A 13,218-nucleotide genomic window follows, 5' to 3' on the forward strand; every position below is an offset into this window, starting at 1 on the left:
TCACGAGTACAGCGAACCGGCGTTGACGACGGGCTGGGTGGCGCGATCACCGCACAGCACGACGAGCAGATTCGACACCATCGCCGCCTTCCGCTCCTCGTCCAGTTCCACCACGCCCTGCTGGGCGAGCCGCTCCAGCGCCAAGCCGACCATGCCGACGGCGCCCTCGACGATCCGGGTCCGCGCGGCGACCACCTGGGCGGCCTGCTGGCGGACCAGCATGGCCTGGGCGATCTCGGGCGCGTACGCGAGGTGGGTGATCCGCGCCTCCAGGACTTCGATACCCGCCATCTCGGTGCGGTCACGCAGTTCGACGGTCAGCTCCTCGGCCACTTCGGCGCCGTCGCGCAGGCTGGTGCGGTCCGCTTCGTGCGCGTCGTAGGGATGCGTCGTGGCGAGGTGCCGGACGGCGGCCTCGGACTGGGTCTCGACGTACTCCTCGTAGTCGTCGACGGCGAAGGCGGCCTTGAAGCTGTCCACCACCCGGTAGACGACCACCGCAGCGATCTCCACCGGGTTGCCGTCGGCGTCGTTGACCTTGAGTTTCTGGGTCTCGAAGTTCCGCACGCGCAGCGAGATGCTCTTGCGATCGGTCAGCGGGAGCACCGAGAAGAAGCCCGGCTCGCTCACCGAGCCGATGTAGCGGCCGAAGAATTGCACCACCTTGGCCTCGTTCGGGTTCACCACGGTCAAGCCGGTCGCCGCCAGCAGCAAGCCGACGACCACGACGATCGCCGCCACCGCGCCGACCACGGCGACGGCGTTGTCGTGCTGGGCGCCCACGACGAAGCCGAACACCGCAGCGCCGCCGAACAAGAGGGTGAGCACGAACCACCCCAGCAGCACCAGGAAACCGTTGACGTGGAACGCGGATCGAAACTGCATGACATCCTCCGAATATCAAAGTGATATCACGAAGATAGCATGAAGCCGCCGCGCCACACCAGGCGCGGCGGCGGGAGATCACCCGGCGTGCGGCCGGATGTTGCGGTTGAAGCGGAACAGGTTGCGCGGATCGTGCCGGGCCTTGAGCGCGGCCAGCCGTGCGTAGGTCTCCGGCCGATAACCCGCGCGGGTCTGCGCCTCGTCCGCCTCGGCGCCCCCGCCGTAGAGGAAATTGAGGCTGTGGCCCAGCGTCCACGGCGTCAGCGCGGCACGGATGCCGGCTCGGGCCGCGGCGCCCTCCGGACCGGTGATGATCCGCACGATGTAGGCGGCTTCGCGATGGTCCACCGCGATTCCGGCGTCGCTCGCACGAGCCAGCGCGCCACCGAGGTGACGGACGTCGACAACCGCTCCGGCGCCGGACTCCGGCCCCGCGACCTCGAGCAACGCCGCGGCCGTCTTCTCGGTGAACTCGCCGAGCAGTGCGTTGGTGGCGGCGTAGGCATGCGGATGGTCGGGGTCGCTGTGAATGGTGTGCGACTCGGTGTACGGCATCGCGCGCAGGTCGTCCTTCAGTCGTTCCCCGACCGCCCGCAGCGGTGCGACCAGACGTTCGCCTTCCTCGGCGAGACCGCTGTACGCGATGCGGATCGAGGCGACGTACCGCCCGCGCATCGGTGCGGGTACCTGCGGGATGTCCGGGAAGGCGAGCATGCTCACCGTCGAGGTCAGTTCTTCCGGCACGGTCGCGGTCCAGCGCCGCCACGCCTCCAGCGCCCGCTCGACCAGCGGCGTGTCGAACACGAGCTGTCCGCCGAACACCGTCGTGACCGGGACCAGTTCGACCTCCAGCGCCGTCACCACGCCGAAGTTGCCTCCGCTGCCGAGGACGGCGCCGAACAGCTCGTCGTCCGGTGTCAGCGTGCGGACCCGGCCGTCGGCGGTCACCAGCTCGATCGTCCGCACGCGCTCGGCGGCGTACCCGAACTGCCGCGCGAGCAGCCCGACTCCCCCGCCGAGCAGGTAGCCCACCACACCTACCGACGGCGACGAACCGTTCAACGGCGCGAGCCCGTGCTCGGCCGCGGCCTCGACCAGCGCGCCCGTGCGCACCCCGGCGCCGACCTGCGCGGTCCGGCGGGCCGGATCGATCCGGATGCCGGTCATCCGCCGCGTGCTGATCAGCACGCCGCCGTCCGTGGCGACGGACAGGCCGTGGCCGGTGGCCTGCACGGCGATCGGCAGCTCGCGGCGCGCGGCGTACTCCACGGCGGCGCGCACGTCCTCGGCGTGGACGGCGCCGACGATCAACCCGGGCCGGTGCGTGTAAGCGGTCTGGAACCCGGCGATCTCCGCCTCATAGCCCTCGTCGCCCGGACGGAAGACCGGGCCGGTGAAGATGTTGTTTCCCATGACTTCGACCCTGCTGCACGAGCTTAAAGAAGTAAAACAGATAGTTCTTCTTGTTCCTATAATGGTTGCTTATGGAATTGCGGCAGCTGCGCTACTTCGTCACGGTCGCCCAGGAGGCGAGCTTCACTCGCGCGGCGGCTCGGCTGCACTTGGCCCAGCCGGGGCTCAGCGCGCAGATCCGGCAATTGGAGCGCGAACTCGGCCGACCACTGCTGGACCGTGGCGGCCGTACGATCACCCTGACCGAGGTCGGCGCCGCCGTCCTCCCGCACGCGCGGGCGGCGCTGGCCGCCGCCGAGCGGATCACCCACACGGTGGACGAGTTCACCGGCTTGCTGCGCGGTCAGGTCCGGGTCGGGCTGATCTCCGGGGCGGCGGTCGAGGAATTCGACGTCGCCGCCGTGCTCGCCGATTTCCACCACGACCATCCGCAGATCGGTATCAGCCTGACCGAGGACACCTCCGAGCGGATGCTCGCCGCCCTCGGCCGCGGTGAGCTGGATATGGCCCTGGTCGGGATGACCGGCGCGGAACTCGATCCGGCCATCGGCATCGAAGTGGTGCTGGACACGGCGGTGGTGGCCGCGGTGGCCGCGGCGGATCCCGGCTACGGCGACGAGGTCGCGCTCACCGCGCTGCGGGATCGCCCGCTGATCTGCCTCACGCCGGGCACCGGCATTCGCGGCGTCTTCGAGCGAGCCTGCGCGGCGGCCGGATTCGAGCCCGGCATCGCCTACGAGGCGGCGGCGCCCGCCCTGCTGCTGCGCCTCGCCGCACGCGGTCTCGGCGTCGCCGTCGTACCCGAACTCACCACCGAGGAGGCCGCGGCTTTCGGGGTGCGGACCGTCCGCATCGTCGAGCCGGAACTGCGCGGGCGCCTGGCGCTGGCCTGGCGCACCGACCGTCCCGCGAGCCCGGCCGCCAAAGTCCTGCTCGGGCAGCTGCGCATCGCCCTGCGCGCCGACGCGTGAGTCGGCTCAGAGCAGGCGCGAAAGGAACGCCTTGGTGCGCTCGTGCCGCGGATCGGCCAGCAGGTCCCGAGGCGCTCCCGCCTCCACGACCACCCCGCCGTCCATGAAGACCAGCTGATCGGCGACCTCCCGCGCGAAGCCCATCTCGTGGGTCACCACGACCATCGTCATGCCCGAGCGAGCGAGTTCCCGCATGACCGTGAGGACCTCCCCGACCAGCTCCGGATCCAGCGCGGAGGTCGGCTCGTCGAACAGCATGAGCTTGGGGTCCATGGCCAGCGCCCGGGCGATCGCCACGCGCTGCTGCTGACCGCCGGACAGCTGCGCCGGGTAGGCGTTCGCCTTGTCCGCCAGGCCGACCCGGTCCAGCAACTCCCTCGCCCTGGTCACCGCGTCCGCCTTGCGCAGCTTCTTCACCTGGGTGGGCGCCTCGATGACGTTCTCGAGCGCGGTCCGGTGCGGGAACAGGTTGAAGTGCTGGAACACCATGCCGATCTCGCGGCGCTGCTTGGCCGCGTCGCGCGGGTGCATCTCGTAGAGCCTGCCGTTCTTCTCCCGGTAGCCCACGATCTCGCCGTCGACGTAGAGCCGGCCCGCGTTCACCTGTTCCAGGTGATTGATGCAGCGCAGGAAGGTGGACTTGCCCGAGCCGGACGGACCGATCAGGCACATCACCTCGCCGCGGCCCACCTCGAGGGAAACGCCCTTGAGTACCTGTAGCGCGCCGAAGTTCTTGCAGACCCGGTCCGCGACGATCATCGGAGCAGCGGTGGTCTTCTCGACATTCACGCTCATTTCGCCTTCTCCACCTGCTGAGCGTCGGCGAGTTCCTGCAGCTGCTTGCCGGTCAGCCTGCGGGAGACGCCGCGCGAGTAGTAGCGCTCCAAGTAGTACTGCCCGACCATGAGCACACTCGTGACGGCCAAGTACCAGGTGGCGGCGACCAGCAGCAGCGGGATGGGCTGGAAGTTCACGCCGTAGATGTCGCGCGCCCGGCCGAACAGATCGGTGCTCAGCGGGATGCCGGTGACCAGCGAGGTGGTCTTCAGCATGCCGATGAGCTCGTTGCCGGTCGGCGGGATGATCACGCGCATGGCCTGCGGCAGCACCGTGCGGCGCATGGTCTGGCTCCAGGACATGCCGAGCGCGAACGACGCCTCCCGCTGCCCCTCACCGACGGAATTGATTCCGGCCCGGACGATTTCGGCCATGTAGGCGGCTTCGTTGAGACCGAGGCCGAGCACCGCGAAGGCGAACGCGGCCTGCAGGTGCTGCACGTCGAACTCGAAGAACTGCGGCCCGAACGGAACGCCCAGGTGGATCTGCCGGTACAGCGAGGGGACCAACCCCCAGAACACCAGCTGCACGAACACCGGGGTGCCGCGGAAGATCCAGAGATACACCCACGCCGTGCTCCGCAACACCGGATTCGGTGACAGCCGCATGACGGCGAGTGTCGTCCCGAGCGCGACCGCGATCGCCATCGCGCACACGGTCAGTTCCAGCGTCACGATGGCGCCCGCGGTGATCCGGGTGTCGAACAGGTATTTCCCGTAGGTATCCCAGCGATAGGCCGGGTTCGTCGCGGCGCCGTAGACGAACAGCCCCACCGAGACGAGGATGACCGCCGCCGCTATCCAGCGCCCCGGCCTGCGCAGCGGAACCGCTTTGATCGGCTCCGGGTCCCGCGCCTGATCCGCTCCGCCGGGCCCGGGATCGCCGGGCGCCGGCCGAGTGTCGTCGTCCGCCATCGATCAGCTCACAGCGCCGTTGACGACGGACTTGGTGATGGCGCCTTCCTGGACGCCCCAGTTCTTCGTGATCTCGAGGTACTTGCCGGTGTCGATCAGGTGCTGAACCGCCTTCTGCAACACGGCGGCCAGCGGCGCGCCCTTGGGCACCGCCCAGCCGTAGGGCGCGGAGTCGAACACCGGACCCGCGTTCTCGATCTTGCCGTCGCTCTGCTTGATCGCGTACGCCGTCACCGGAGAGTCGGCCGACATGGCGTCGACCTGGCCGAGCACCAGCGCGTTGGTCGCGGCGCTCTGCTCGTCGAACGGCTTGATGTCGATGGCGGGTTTGCCCTCGGCGACGCACTTGGCGCTCTTGGCGGGCACCTCGTCGGTGTGCTCCACCGTGGTGGCCTGCACGGCGACCTTCTTTCCGCAGGCGTTCTCCGGGTCGACCGGCTTGCCCTTCTGCTGGGCCCACTGGACGCCCGCGTTGAAGTAGGTGGTGAAGTCGACCTGCTGCTCGCGTTCCTTGGAGTCGGTGATCGACGACATGCCCACGTCGTAGGTTCCGGCCTGGATCGAGGGGATGATCTTCTCGAAAGCCGACTCGACGTATTCCGCCTTGACCCCGAGCACGGAGGCCACGGCGTCCATCAGGTCCACGTCGAAGCCGACGATTCGGCCGCTCGCGTCCTTGTACTCGTTCGGCTGGTAAGGGATGTTCACGCCGACGGCGAGCTTGCCGGACTGCTTGATCTTGTCGGGGAGTTGCGCGGCGATCTCGTCGACTTTGTCCACCTGCACCTTGGCCGCCGAAGGTCCGGTGTCCTCGGTGTTCGTGGTACAGCCCGTCAGCACCAACGCACCCGCGGCGAGCGCACCCACGGTGGCTCGCAGGGCGCGCCTGCCGAGAAACGAACGATCAGACACAACAGCCCTCCACATTTCGGCTCCACGAAACCCGGGCGTCACCACCCGTTTGGCAATCTAAGCGACCAGGGCGCTCCGCGCTGGACAGTAATGCAACAGCAACACGACCGGGCGCGCCGTCCGATGCCGGTTCACCGGCGGGATACCCTACCCTCCCGGTCGCTGACCTGCGAATTCAGGACCGGGCACGGGCCGAGCGGCGCTCCGGGCGAAAGGACACCGACGGCGTACGAATGACCGTCCCCGGCTACCGGCGGTGCACCCTGGCGCACACCTGCTCGGTGAACTCACTGGTGGAGGCGAGCCCCCCGAGGTCGGCGGTGGCGATGCCCGCCTCGAAGGTCGCGGCCACGGCCCGCTCGATGCGCTCACCCGCCCGCGCCAAGGTCACCTCGGCGTCCCGGGTCGCCAGCCAGCGCAACAGCATCGCCGACGACAACTGCAGCGCCGCCGGGTTCGCCCGGTTGTGCCCGGCCAGCGACGGCGCGGCGCCGTGCACCGCCTGGGCCATCGCCGTGGTGGCCGAACAGTTCAGCGACGCGGCCAGCCCGAGCGATCCGCTCAATTCCCCGGCCAGGTCGGACAGGATGTCACCGAACAGGTTCTCGGTGACCAGTACGTCGTAGTCGGCGGCGGCTCGGACCAGGTGCGCGGCCGCCGCGTCGACGTGTTCGTCGTCCACCTCGATCCCCGGGTACGCCCGGCCGACCTCGTGGCAGACGTCGCGGAACAGCCCCATCGTCAACGGCAGGACATTGGCCTTGTGCACGATGGTCACCCGCTTGCGCCGTGTCGCGGCCAGCCGGAACGCCTCGTGCGCGATCCGCTCGCAGGCCGCACGGGTCACCAGCTCCACCGACATCGCGACGTCCGGCGTCGGCCGGAACTCCCCCGACCCGGCGAACATGTTGCGGTCGGCGTAGAACCCTTCACTGTTCTCCCGGACGATCACCAGGTCGATGTCCGGCGCCGCGGCGTGCACACCGGCGAAGGCCCGCGCGGGACGGATGTTGGCGTAGAGGCCGAAATGCTTGCGGATCAGGCCGCCGGGCGCGACGCGATGTTCGGCCGGATAGGACGCGTTGTCGTGCGGACCGAGAATCCACGCGTCCACCCCGGCCAGCTCCTCGAGCGTCTGCTCGGGCAGCGGGGTGCCGAACTCGGCGATGGCGCGGTGCCCCATGAGCAGCGGCACCCATTCGACCGGCGGCGCTCCCGCGGCGGCCAGCGCCTCGTCGACCACCTGCCCGGCCGCTCGCACCACCTCGGGGCCGATACCGTCGCCATCGATCAGGCCGAGCCGCAGCGCCCGGTTCCGGCGGGGTTGGTTCGCGTCGTTCACCGCAACATCCTCCCGCCGACGCGCCCGGCCGCCCGAAGCGGCCCGCGGACACGCCGATTGCGGTTACCTTCGGGGACCATGGTGCAGTCGGTCGAACTACTCCTCGACGAGGCCGCCGACGCCGAGATCCGCAGGCAGTGGCAACTGCTCGCGGAGGCCGGTGTGCGGAGCCTCGCCGCGCGCACCGACGAGTCCAATCGTCCGCACATCACCGCCGCGGTGGCGAAGCAGATCTGGCCGCGCATCGAGCAGGCGCTCGACGAGCAGACCTTCGCGCCGATCCCGGTCCGGCTCGGCGGCGTGGTGGTCTTCGGTGCGCGCCGTTGCATCCTGGTGCGGCTGGTGGTTCCGACCGAGGCGCTGCTCACCCTGCACCGCCGGATCTTCCACACGATCTCCCCGTGCCCCGGCGTGCCTGCCAACGTGCGACCGGACGCGTGGACCCCGCACATCACCCTGGCCAGGCGGGTGCCGCCGCACCAACTCGGCGAGGCGATCCACGCCGTCGCCAGGGACCGGGATTTTCCGGCGACCGTGCTGGGTATCCGTCGATGGGACGGAGATCAGCGGCGCGAGTGGCCGGTCGGCCGGATCCGCCGTGGAAGATAACCGGAACAGCCCGCGTTGTAGCAGGCACACCGAAACGAGAGGACGTCATGGCCACCCAGACGCTGACCCAGCAGAACTTCGACGAGGTAGTCACCGGAAACGACGTGGTACTCGTCGATTTCTGGGCCGATTGGTGCGGTCCGTGCAAGAGTTTCGCACCGACTTTCGAGGCATCCTCCACCAAGCACCCCGATGTGGTGCACGGCAAGGTCGACACCGAATCCGAGCAGGGCCTCGCGGCGGCCGCGAACATCCGCTCCATCCCGACGATCATGGCCTTCCGGGAGGGCGTGCTGGTGTTCGCGCAGCCCGGCGCACTGCCGCCCGCGGCGCTCGAGGATCTGGTGACCCAGGTCAAGGCGCTGGACATGGACGAGGTGCGCAAGCAGATCGCCGAGCAGCAGCAGGCCGCCGAGTAAGCAGACCCACGGTGGACCTTGCGGTACGACAGACCTTGCACCGCAACGGTATTCATTCAGGCCCGGAGACGGACACGCGAAAGCGGCAGTCCGTATCCGGGCCCGCTCCACGTCCGGCGCCGGTCAGCGTCCGGCCGCGGGGCGACGTGCTGCCGCCCGGCGGTCGGACGCCGGATCTCAGGACACGCCGAGCAGGTTGACGCCCGCGATCATGGCGCGGACCGTCGACTCGGCGCCGTCGTCCGCGATCGCCGCGCCCCAGCCGCGCCTGCCGTTGCATTCGCACTGCACGAACGTGGCGGTGCCCTCCGCGGTGCGCCGCTGGTGGAATTGCAGGATCTCCACGGGATAGCCCTCTTCGTAGAGGGCCGAGGTCATCGCCGCGACGGGGCTGCCGGTGGCGATGACGGTCCGCAGATGGCCTGCGAACTCCAGCGTGGCGGTGAACTCCGCGGTCCTGGCGCCCGCGGGCGACCATTCGCCGAGGCGGATCGGACCGCCGTGCGCACAGTAGTGGCTGTGGAACTCCGCCGAGGTCAGCCCGGCCGCTTCGGCACGTAGGGCCTTGGGAGCGGCGGCGTGGAACAGGTCTGTATCAAGAGTCAGGATGGTCATTGAAAGTAGGTCTTCCCGAAGAATGTCGTGGCTCAGTTGACAGAGGGGACCAGCACTAACAAGTGGAAAAGCCCGCAGCGAGGGGGCCGGCCCGGATCAGACCCCGCTACGGCGGGCTACTACGAGAACTCGGGGACGCGGCGCCACCGTCGCGGTGAGCGGAAGTAGCTCGGCGCGAACCTCGGACTCGGAGGCGGTAGCCTGCGCAGCCATGGAGGACCCGATGAGCGACGCCGAAAGCAGAGCGCTGTCGCGGTCTGCGACGGTGAGCGCTGCACTGCGGCGGTCGGCGGGATTCGGCACGGCATCGAGAATAGGGACATCGCGGCGCAATAGCAACCACATCCGATGCCCGATTTGTCTACTGACGAGTACCATCCGTGCAGTTCAGGACGTTGCGGCCGGTACGAGGGTAGCGTCGGTGACATGGGTCTCCTCGTGGCCATGACCATTCCGGGTCTGGCGGTGCTGCTCATCCTCCTGGCCTTCGCCGAAGTGACCTGGAACAGGCTCACCGGCAGCCGAGCACTGCCCTGGACTCGCACGCGGTCCGGCCGCCCCGTGGCGGCCGCGGGCTTCGAGGAGGTCACGGCAGTCTTCCAGGGCGGCAAACACCACGAGTTCGAGCAGCGCCTGACGACGCTGATGCACCGGGAGGACCCCTCCGACGGCGCGCCGCCGCGCGACGACGTGGACCTCACAGCGGGTTCGGCGCGCCTCGTTCCGCACCGGCTCTCGTGAAACACGCCGGAGTGGGAGATTCGCCTTACTGACGACGGAGAACCTCGTTCAGTTTGCCGGTGGCCACGTCGAACACGAAACCGCGGATCGAGTCCTTGTGCGGCACGAACGGGCTGGCGACGATGCGCGCGATCGATTGGCGCACATCGGTTTCCAGATCGGAGAACGACTCCGCCGACCACTCCGGCTTGATGCCGGTCTCCTCCTGGATGCTCGCCTTGAAGTCGTCGTCGGTAAAGGTGAGCATGCCGCAATCGGTGTGGTGGATCAGGATGATCTCCCTGGTCCCGAGCAGTCGCTGGCTGATCGCCAGCGAGCGGATCTCGTCGGAGGTGATCACGCCGCCCGCGTTGCGGATGACATGCGCCTCGCCCTCGGCGAGGCCGAGCGCGCCGTAGACGTTCAGTCGCGCGTCCATGCACGCGACCACGGCCACGCCCTTCGAGGGCGGTAGCGGCAGCGGGCCTCGGAAGGTGCTCGCGTAGGCCGCGTTGTTCTCCAGGTACTCATCGGTGACAGTCATGGGCCATCCCCTGCGCTCGGTATGCGTGAATCCCTCGGTACGACCAGCCCCACGGTAGGTGGCCGCGCGGCACGGGACATCCGTCCCGTTCACCGTGATTCGTTTACTTGCACGCGGCGGCCCGATGGTAGCTCTCCGGATGCCGGATGCCGGGCCCCTGCGGTCGGGCCCGGCATGTCCTCCTGCGCCGCACCGGTCAGTGCGCGGCGGAGTCCCAGCTGTGGCCGACGCCGACCGATACCTCCAGCGGCACGGAAAGGGCGATGGCGGCGGACATCTGCTCGCGTGCCAGCGCCTCGAGCGTCTCTCGTTCCCCGTCGGCGACCTCGAACAGCAGTTCGTCGTGGATCTGCAACAGCATCCTGGAGCGCAGCCCCGCCTCGCGCATCGCCCGGTGCACGTTGATCATCGCCACCTTGATGATGTCGGCCGCGGTGCCCTGGATCGGGGCGTTGAGCGCCATCCGCTCGGCCGATTCCCGGCGCTGCCGGTTGCTGGAGTCCAGATCGGGCAGGTAGCGGCGGCGGCCGAACAGCGTCTCGGTGTAGCCGACCTTGCGCGCCTGCTCCACCACCTCGTAGAGGTAGTCGCGGATGCGGCCGAAGCGGGCGAAGTAGACCTCCATCTGCTCCTTCGCCTCGGTGGTGCTGATCTTCAGCTGCGCGGACAGGCCGTAGGAACTCAACCCGTAGGCCAGGCCGTAGGACATCGCCTTGATCCGGCGGCGCAGTTCCGGACTCACTTCGGAGATCGGGATGTCGAACGCTTTGGATGCCACGAAGGTGTGCAGGTCCTCACCGGAGTTGAACGCCTCGATCAGACCCTCGTCGCCGGACAGGTGCGCCATGATCCGCATCTCGATCTGGCTGTAGTCGGCGGTCATCAGCGACTGGTAGCCGGAGCCGACCACGAAGGTGTCGCGGATCTGCCTGCCGGTGTCGGTGCGGATCGGAATGTTCTGCAGGTTCGGTTCGGTCGAGGACAGCCGCCCGGTGGCCGCGATCGTCTGGTTGAACGTGGTGTGGATCCGGCCGTCGTCGGCGACGCATTTGAGCAGGCCGTCGACGGTGACCTTGAGGCGGGTGGCGTCGCGGTGCGTGAGCAGATGCTCCAGGAACGGGTGCTGGGTCTTCTCGTACAGCGACTCCAGCGCGTCCGCGTCGGTGGTGTAGCCGGTCTTGGTGCGCTTGGTCTTCGGCATGTCCAGCTCGTCGAACAGCACCACCTGCAACTGCTTGGGCGAGCCGAGGTTGATCTGCTTGCCGATCACCTCGTAGGCCGCCTCGGCCGCCTCGGCCACCCGGTCGGCGAACTGCCGCTGCAGCGTCGCGAGCTGGTCGGTGTCCACCGCGATGCCCGCCTCTTCCAAGGTGGACAGCACGCCCAGCAGCGGCAGTTCCATCTCCGCCAGCAGCGGGGTGGCCTCGATCTGGGCCAGTTCCCCGTCGAGCGCGTCGGCCAGGTCCGCGACGGCACGCGCGCGCAACATCTGCGCCCGCGCCAGCTCGGCGTCGACGGCGTCCTCTTCGTCGAGCAGCGACAGCTGCGCGGTCTCGTCGGTCTCGGCGCGCAACTCCCGGTGCAGGTAGCGCAGCGACAGGTCGTCGAGGTTGAACGTGCGCTGGCCCGGGCGGACCAGATACGCCGCCAGCGCGGTGTCGCTGGCCAGCCCGCCGAGGGTCCAGCCGCGGCCGCGCAGCGCGTGCACGGCGGCCTTGGCTTCGTGCAACGCCTTCGGCACCGCCGGGTCGGCGAGCCAGGCGCCCAGCGCGGCCTCGTCCTCGGGGGTGAGCACGGTGACGTCGATGTAACCGCTCTCGCCGTCGCCCGCCGCGATGGCCAGCGCGCGGACGTCACCACCGGCCGGGGAGCCCGTGCCGAGAATCGAGACACCGTGGCGCACACCGGCCTTCGCGTGCTCGCCGAGCCAGTCCGCGACCGCGCCGATCTCCAGCGCGCCGCCGCTGATCTCGAAACCCGCCTCCGCCTCCGGTTCCGGCGGCGCCAGCGTCTCGAACAGCCGGTCGCGCAACACGCGGAATTCGAGGTCGTCGAACAGCTGATGGATCTTCTCGCGATCCCACGGCCCCTGCGCCAGCTGGTCGGGGGTGTACGGCAGCGGCACGTCCCGCATCAGCTCGGTGAGCTGCCGGTTGAGCACCACGCTGCTCAGGTTGGCGCGCAGCGCGTCACCGACCTTGCCCTTCACCTGATCGACCTTCTCGACCAAGGTGTTCAGGTCGCCGTACTCGCGGATCCACTTGGCGGCGGTCTTCTCCCCCACGCCCGGGATGCCGGGCAGGTTGTCGCTCGGGTCGCCGCGCAGCGCCGCGTAATCGGGGTACTGGTTGGGCGTGAGGCCGTATTTCGCCATCACCTCGTCCGGGGTGAACCGGGTCAGGTCGGAGACGCCCTTGCGCGGGTACAGCACCGTGACGTTCTCGTTCACCAACTGGATGGAGTCCCGGTCGCCGGTGACGATCAACACGCGGAAACCCGCGGCCGTCGCCTGCGTGGTGAGCGTGGCGATGAGGTCGTCGGCCTCGAAGCCCTCGATCGCCATCACCGGGATGCCCAAGGCGCCCAGCACGTCCTTGGTGAGCTCCACCTGGCCGCGGAACTCGTCCGGGGTGGCGCTGCGATTGGCCTTGTACTCCGGGTACGCCTCGGCGCGGAAGGTCTGGCGCGAGACGTCGAACGCCGCGGCCACGTGCGTGGGCTTCTCGTCGCGCAGCAGGTTGATCAGCATCGCGGTGAAACCGTAGACCGCGTTCGTGGTCTGCCCGGTGACCGTCTTGAAGTTCTCCGCGGGTAGCGCGAAGAACGCGCGATAGGCGATCGAATGCCCGTCCAGCAACAGCAACGTCGGCCGGTCTCCCGAGCCGGGATCGCCGGAGCCGGACGCGGGGGCGGGACGCGGAGCGGTCGTGGGTGAACTCACGCCCCAGAGTCTAGGGACCGGCACCGACAAGGCGATACGCCGACACCCAGGTGCCCCCGGCGCCGGACTTCCGGCTCGCGGGACGCGTGTCGATCG

General features: G+C 69.1%; 13 protein-coding genes. 4 read left to right on the forward strand and 9 right to left on the reverse strand.

The genetic code is table 11. The features are described from left to right. Together ABZ420_RS12295 and ABZ420_RS12300 are read right to left on the reverse strand one after the other, a co-directional pair. On the reverse strand, positions 1-885 hold the full coding sequence (locus ABZ420_RS12295) for an SPFH domain-containing protein (RefSeq protein WP_357120792.1): 885 nt from the start codon (positions 883-885) through the stop codon (positions 1-3). 78 nt (positions 886-963) lie between these two features. Then, positions 964-2,298, reverse strand: coding sequence for an FAD-binding oxidoreductase (locus tag ABZ420_RS12300; RefSeq protein WP_357120795.1), 1,335 nt, complete (start codon positions 2,296-2,298; stop codon positions 964-966). A 71-nt stretch (positions 2,299-2,369) separates the two neighbouring features. Here ABZ420_RS12300 and ABZ420_RS12305 point away from each other — a divergent pair, with 71 nt between their 5' ends. Further along, positions 2,370-3,269, forward strand: a complete 900-nt coding sequence (locus ABZ420_RS12305) for a LysR family transcriptional regulator (RefSeq protein WP_357120798.1) — start codon at positions 2,370-2,372, stop codon at positions 3,267-3,269. A gap of 6 nt (positions 3,270-3,275) precedes the next feature. Here the strand turns inward: ABZ420_RS12305 and ABZ420_RS12310 are convergent, their stop codons facing one another. From ABZ420_RS12310 to ABZ420_RS12325, 4 genes are all read right to left on the reverse strand, one after another. Beyond that, the gene (locus ABZ420_RS12310; RefSeq protein ID WP_357121064.1) at positions 3,276-4,028 is read right to left on the reverse strand and encodes an amino acid ABC transporter ATP-binding protein; all 753 of its coding nucleotides are present in this window, start codon (positions 4,026-4,028) and stop codon (positions 3,276-3,278) included. A gap of 32 nt (positions 4,029-4,060) precedes the next feature. Beyond that, on the reverse strand, positions 4,061-5,020 hold the full coding sequence (locus ABZ420_RS12315; RefSeq protein ID WP_357120801.1) for an amino acid ABC transporter permease: 960 nt from the start codon (positions 5,018-5,020) through the stop codon (positions 4,061-4,063). A 3-nt stretch (positions 5,021-5,023) separates the two neighbouring features. Next, a complete protein-coding gene (locus tag ABZ420_RS12320; protein ID WP_357120804.1) occupies positions 5,024-5,932 on the reverse strand; it encodes an ABC transporter substrate-binding protein in 909 nt (302 codons plus the stop codon). 247 nt (positions 5,933-6,179) lie between these two features. After that, on the reverse strand, positions 6,180-7,274 hold the full coding sequence (locus ABZ420_RS12325; RefSeq protein ID WP_357120807.1) for an isocitrate/isopropylmalate family dehydrogenase: 1,095 nt from the start codon (positions 7,272-7,274) through the stop codon (positions 6,180-6,182). Between the two features lie 78 nt (positions 7,275-7,352). Between ABZ420_RS12325 and ABZ420_RS12330 the strand changes: the two genes are divergently transcribed. Both ABZ420_RS12330 and trxA read left to right on the forward strand, forming a co-directional pair. Further along, positions 7,353-7,883 (forward strand): 2'-5' RNA ligase family protein, encoded by a 531-nt coding sequence (locus ABZ420_RS12330; RefSeq protein ID WP_357120810.1) that lies wholly within the window; start codon positions 7,353-7,355, stop codon positions 7,881-7,883. A gap of 47 nt (positions 7,884-7,930) precedes the next feature. Then, on the forward strand, positions 7,931-8,302 hold the full coding sequence (gene trxA, locus ABZ420_RS12335; protein WP_357120813.1) for a thioredoxin: 372 nt from the start codon (positions 7,931-7,933) through the stop codon (positions 8,300-8,302). A gap of 177 nt (positions 8,303-8,479) precedes the next feature. On the opposite strand, the gene ABZ420_RS12340 is transcribed toward trxA, so the two are convergent. After that, positions 8,480-8,917: a 2-keto-3-deoxygluconate kinase gene (locus ABZ420_RS12340; RefSeq protein ID WP_357120814.1), complete on the reverse strand. Its 438-nt coding sequence runs from the start codon at positions 8,915-8,917 to the stop codon at positions 8,480-8,482. Positions 8,918-9,343: 426 nt separating this feature from the next. On the opposite strand from ABZ420_RS12340, the gene ABZ420_RS12345 reads away from it, so the two are divergent. After that, positions 9,344-9,658 carry a DUF6191 domain-containing protein gene (locus tag ABZ420_RS12345; RefSeq protein ID WP_357120817.1) on the forward strand — a complete coding sequence of 105 codons (315 nt, stop codon included), beginning with the start codon at positions 9,344-9,346 and terminating at the stop codon, positions 9,656-9,658. A gap of 25 nt (positions 9,659-9,683) precedes the next feature. Here the strand turns inward: ABZ420_RS12345 and ABZ420_RS12350 are convergent, their stop codons facing one another. Together ABZ420_RS12350 and polA are read right to left on the reverse strand one after the other, a co-directional pair. After that, positions 9,684-10,181: a carbonic anhydrase gene (locus ABZ420_RS12350; RefSeq protein ID WP_357120819.1), complete on the reverse strand. Its 498-nt coding sequence runs from the start codon at positions 10,179-10,181 to the stop codon at positions 9,684-9,686. A 196-nt stretch (positions 10,182-10,377) separates the two neighbouring features. Then, positions 10,378-13,122, reverse strand: a complete 2,745-nt coding sequence (gene polA, locus ABZ420_RS12355) for a DNA polymerase I (protein WP_357120821.1) — start codon at positions 13,120-13,122, stop codon at positions 10,378-10,380. Positions 13,123-13,218 lie beyond the last annotated feature (96 nt).

Source organism: Nocardia sp. NPDC005745, assembly GCF_040630775.1.
Classification (GTDB): domain Bacteria; phylum Actinomycetota; class Actinomycetes; order Mycobacteriales; family Mycobacteriaceae; genus Nocardia.

Coding starts and splice junctions, on each gene's coding strand:
- ABZ420_RS12295 (WP_357120792.1), bottom strand. CDS start 885: ATGCAGTTTCGATCCGCGTTCCACGTCAACGGTTTCCTGGTGCTGCTG.
- ABZ420_RS12300 (WP_357120795.1), bottom strand. CDS start 2,298: ATGGGAAACAACATCTTCACCGGCCCGGTCTTCCGTCCGGGCGACGAG.
- ABZ420_RS12305 (WP_357120798.1), top strand. CDS start 2,370: ATGGAATTGCGGCAGCTGCGCTACTTCGTCACGGTCGCCCAGGAGGCG.
- ABZ420_RS12310 (WP_357121064.1), bottom strand. CDS start 4,028: ATGATCGTCGCGGACCGGGTCTGCAAGAACTTCGGCGCGCTACAGGTA.
- ABZ420_RS12315 (WP_357120801.1), bottom strand. CDS start 5,020: ATGGCGGACGACGACACTCGGCCGGCGCCCGGCGATCCCGGGCCCGGC.
- ABZ420_RS12330 (WP_357120810.1), top strand. CDS start 7,353: ATGGTGCAGTCGGTCGAACTACTCCTCGACGAGGCCGCCGACGCCGAG.
- trxA (WP_357120813.1), top strand. CDS start 7,931: ATGGCCACCCAGACGCTGACCCAGCAGAACTTCGACGAGGTAGTCACC.
- ABZ420_RS12340 (WP_357120814.1), bottom strand. CDS start 8,917: ATGACCATCCTGACTCTTGATACAGACCTGTTCCACGCCGCCGCTCCC.
- ABZ420_RS12345 (WP_357120817.1), top strand. CDS start 9,344: ATGGGTCTCCTCGTGGCCATGACCATTCCGGGTCTGGCGGTGCTGCTC.
- ABZ420_RS12350 (WP_357120819.1), bottom strand. CDS start 10,181: ATGACTGTCACCGATGAGTACCTGGAGAACAACGCGGCCTACGCGAGC.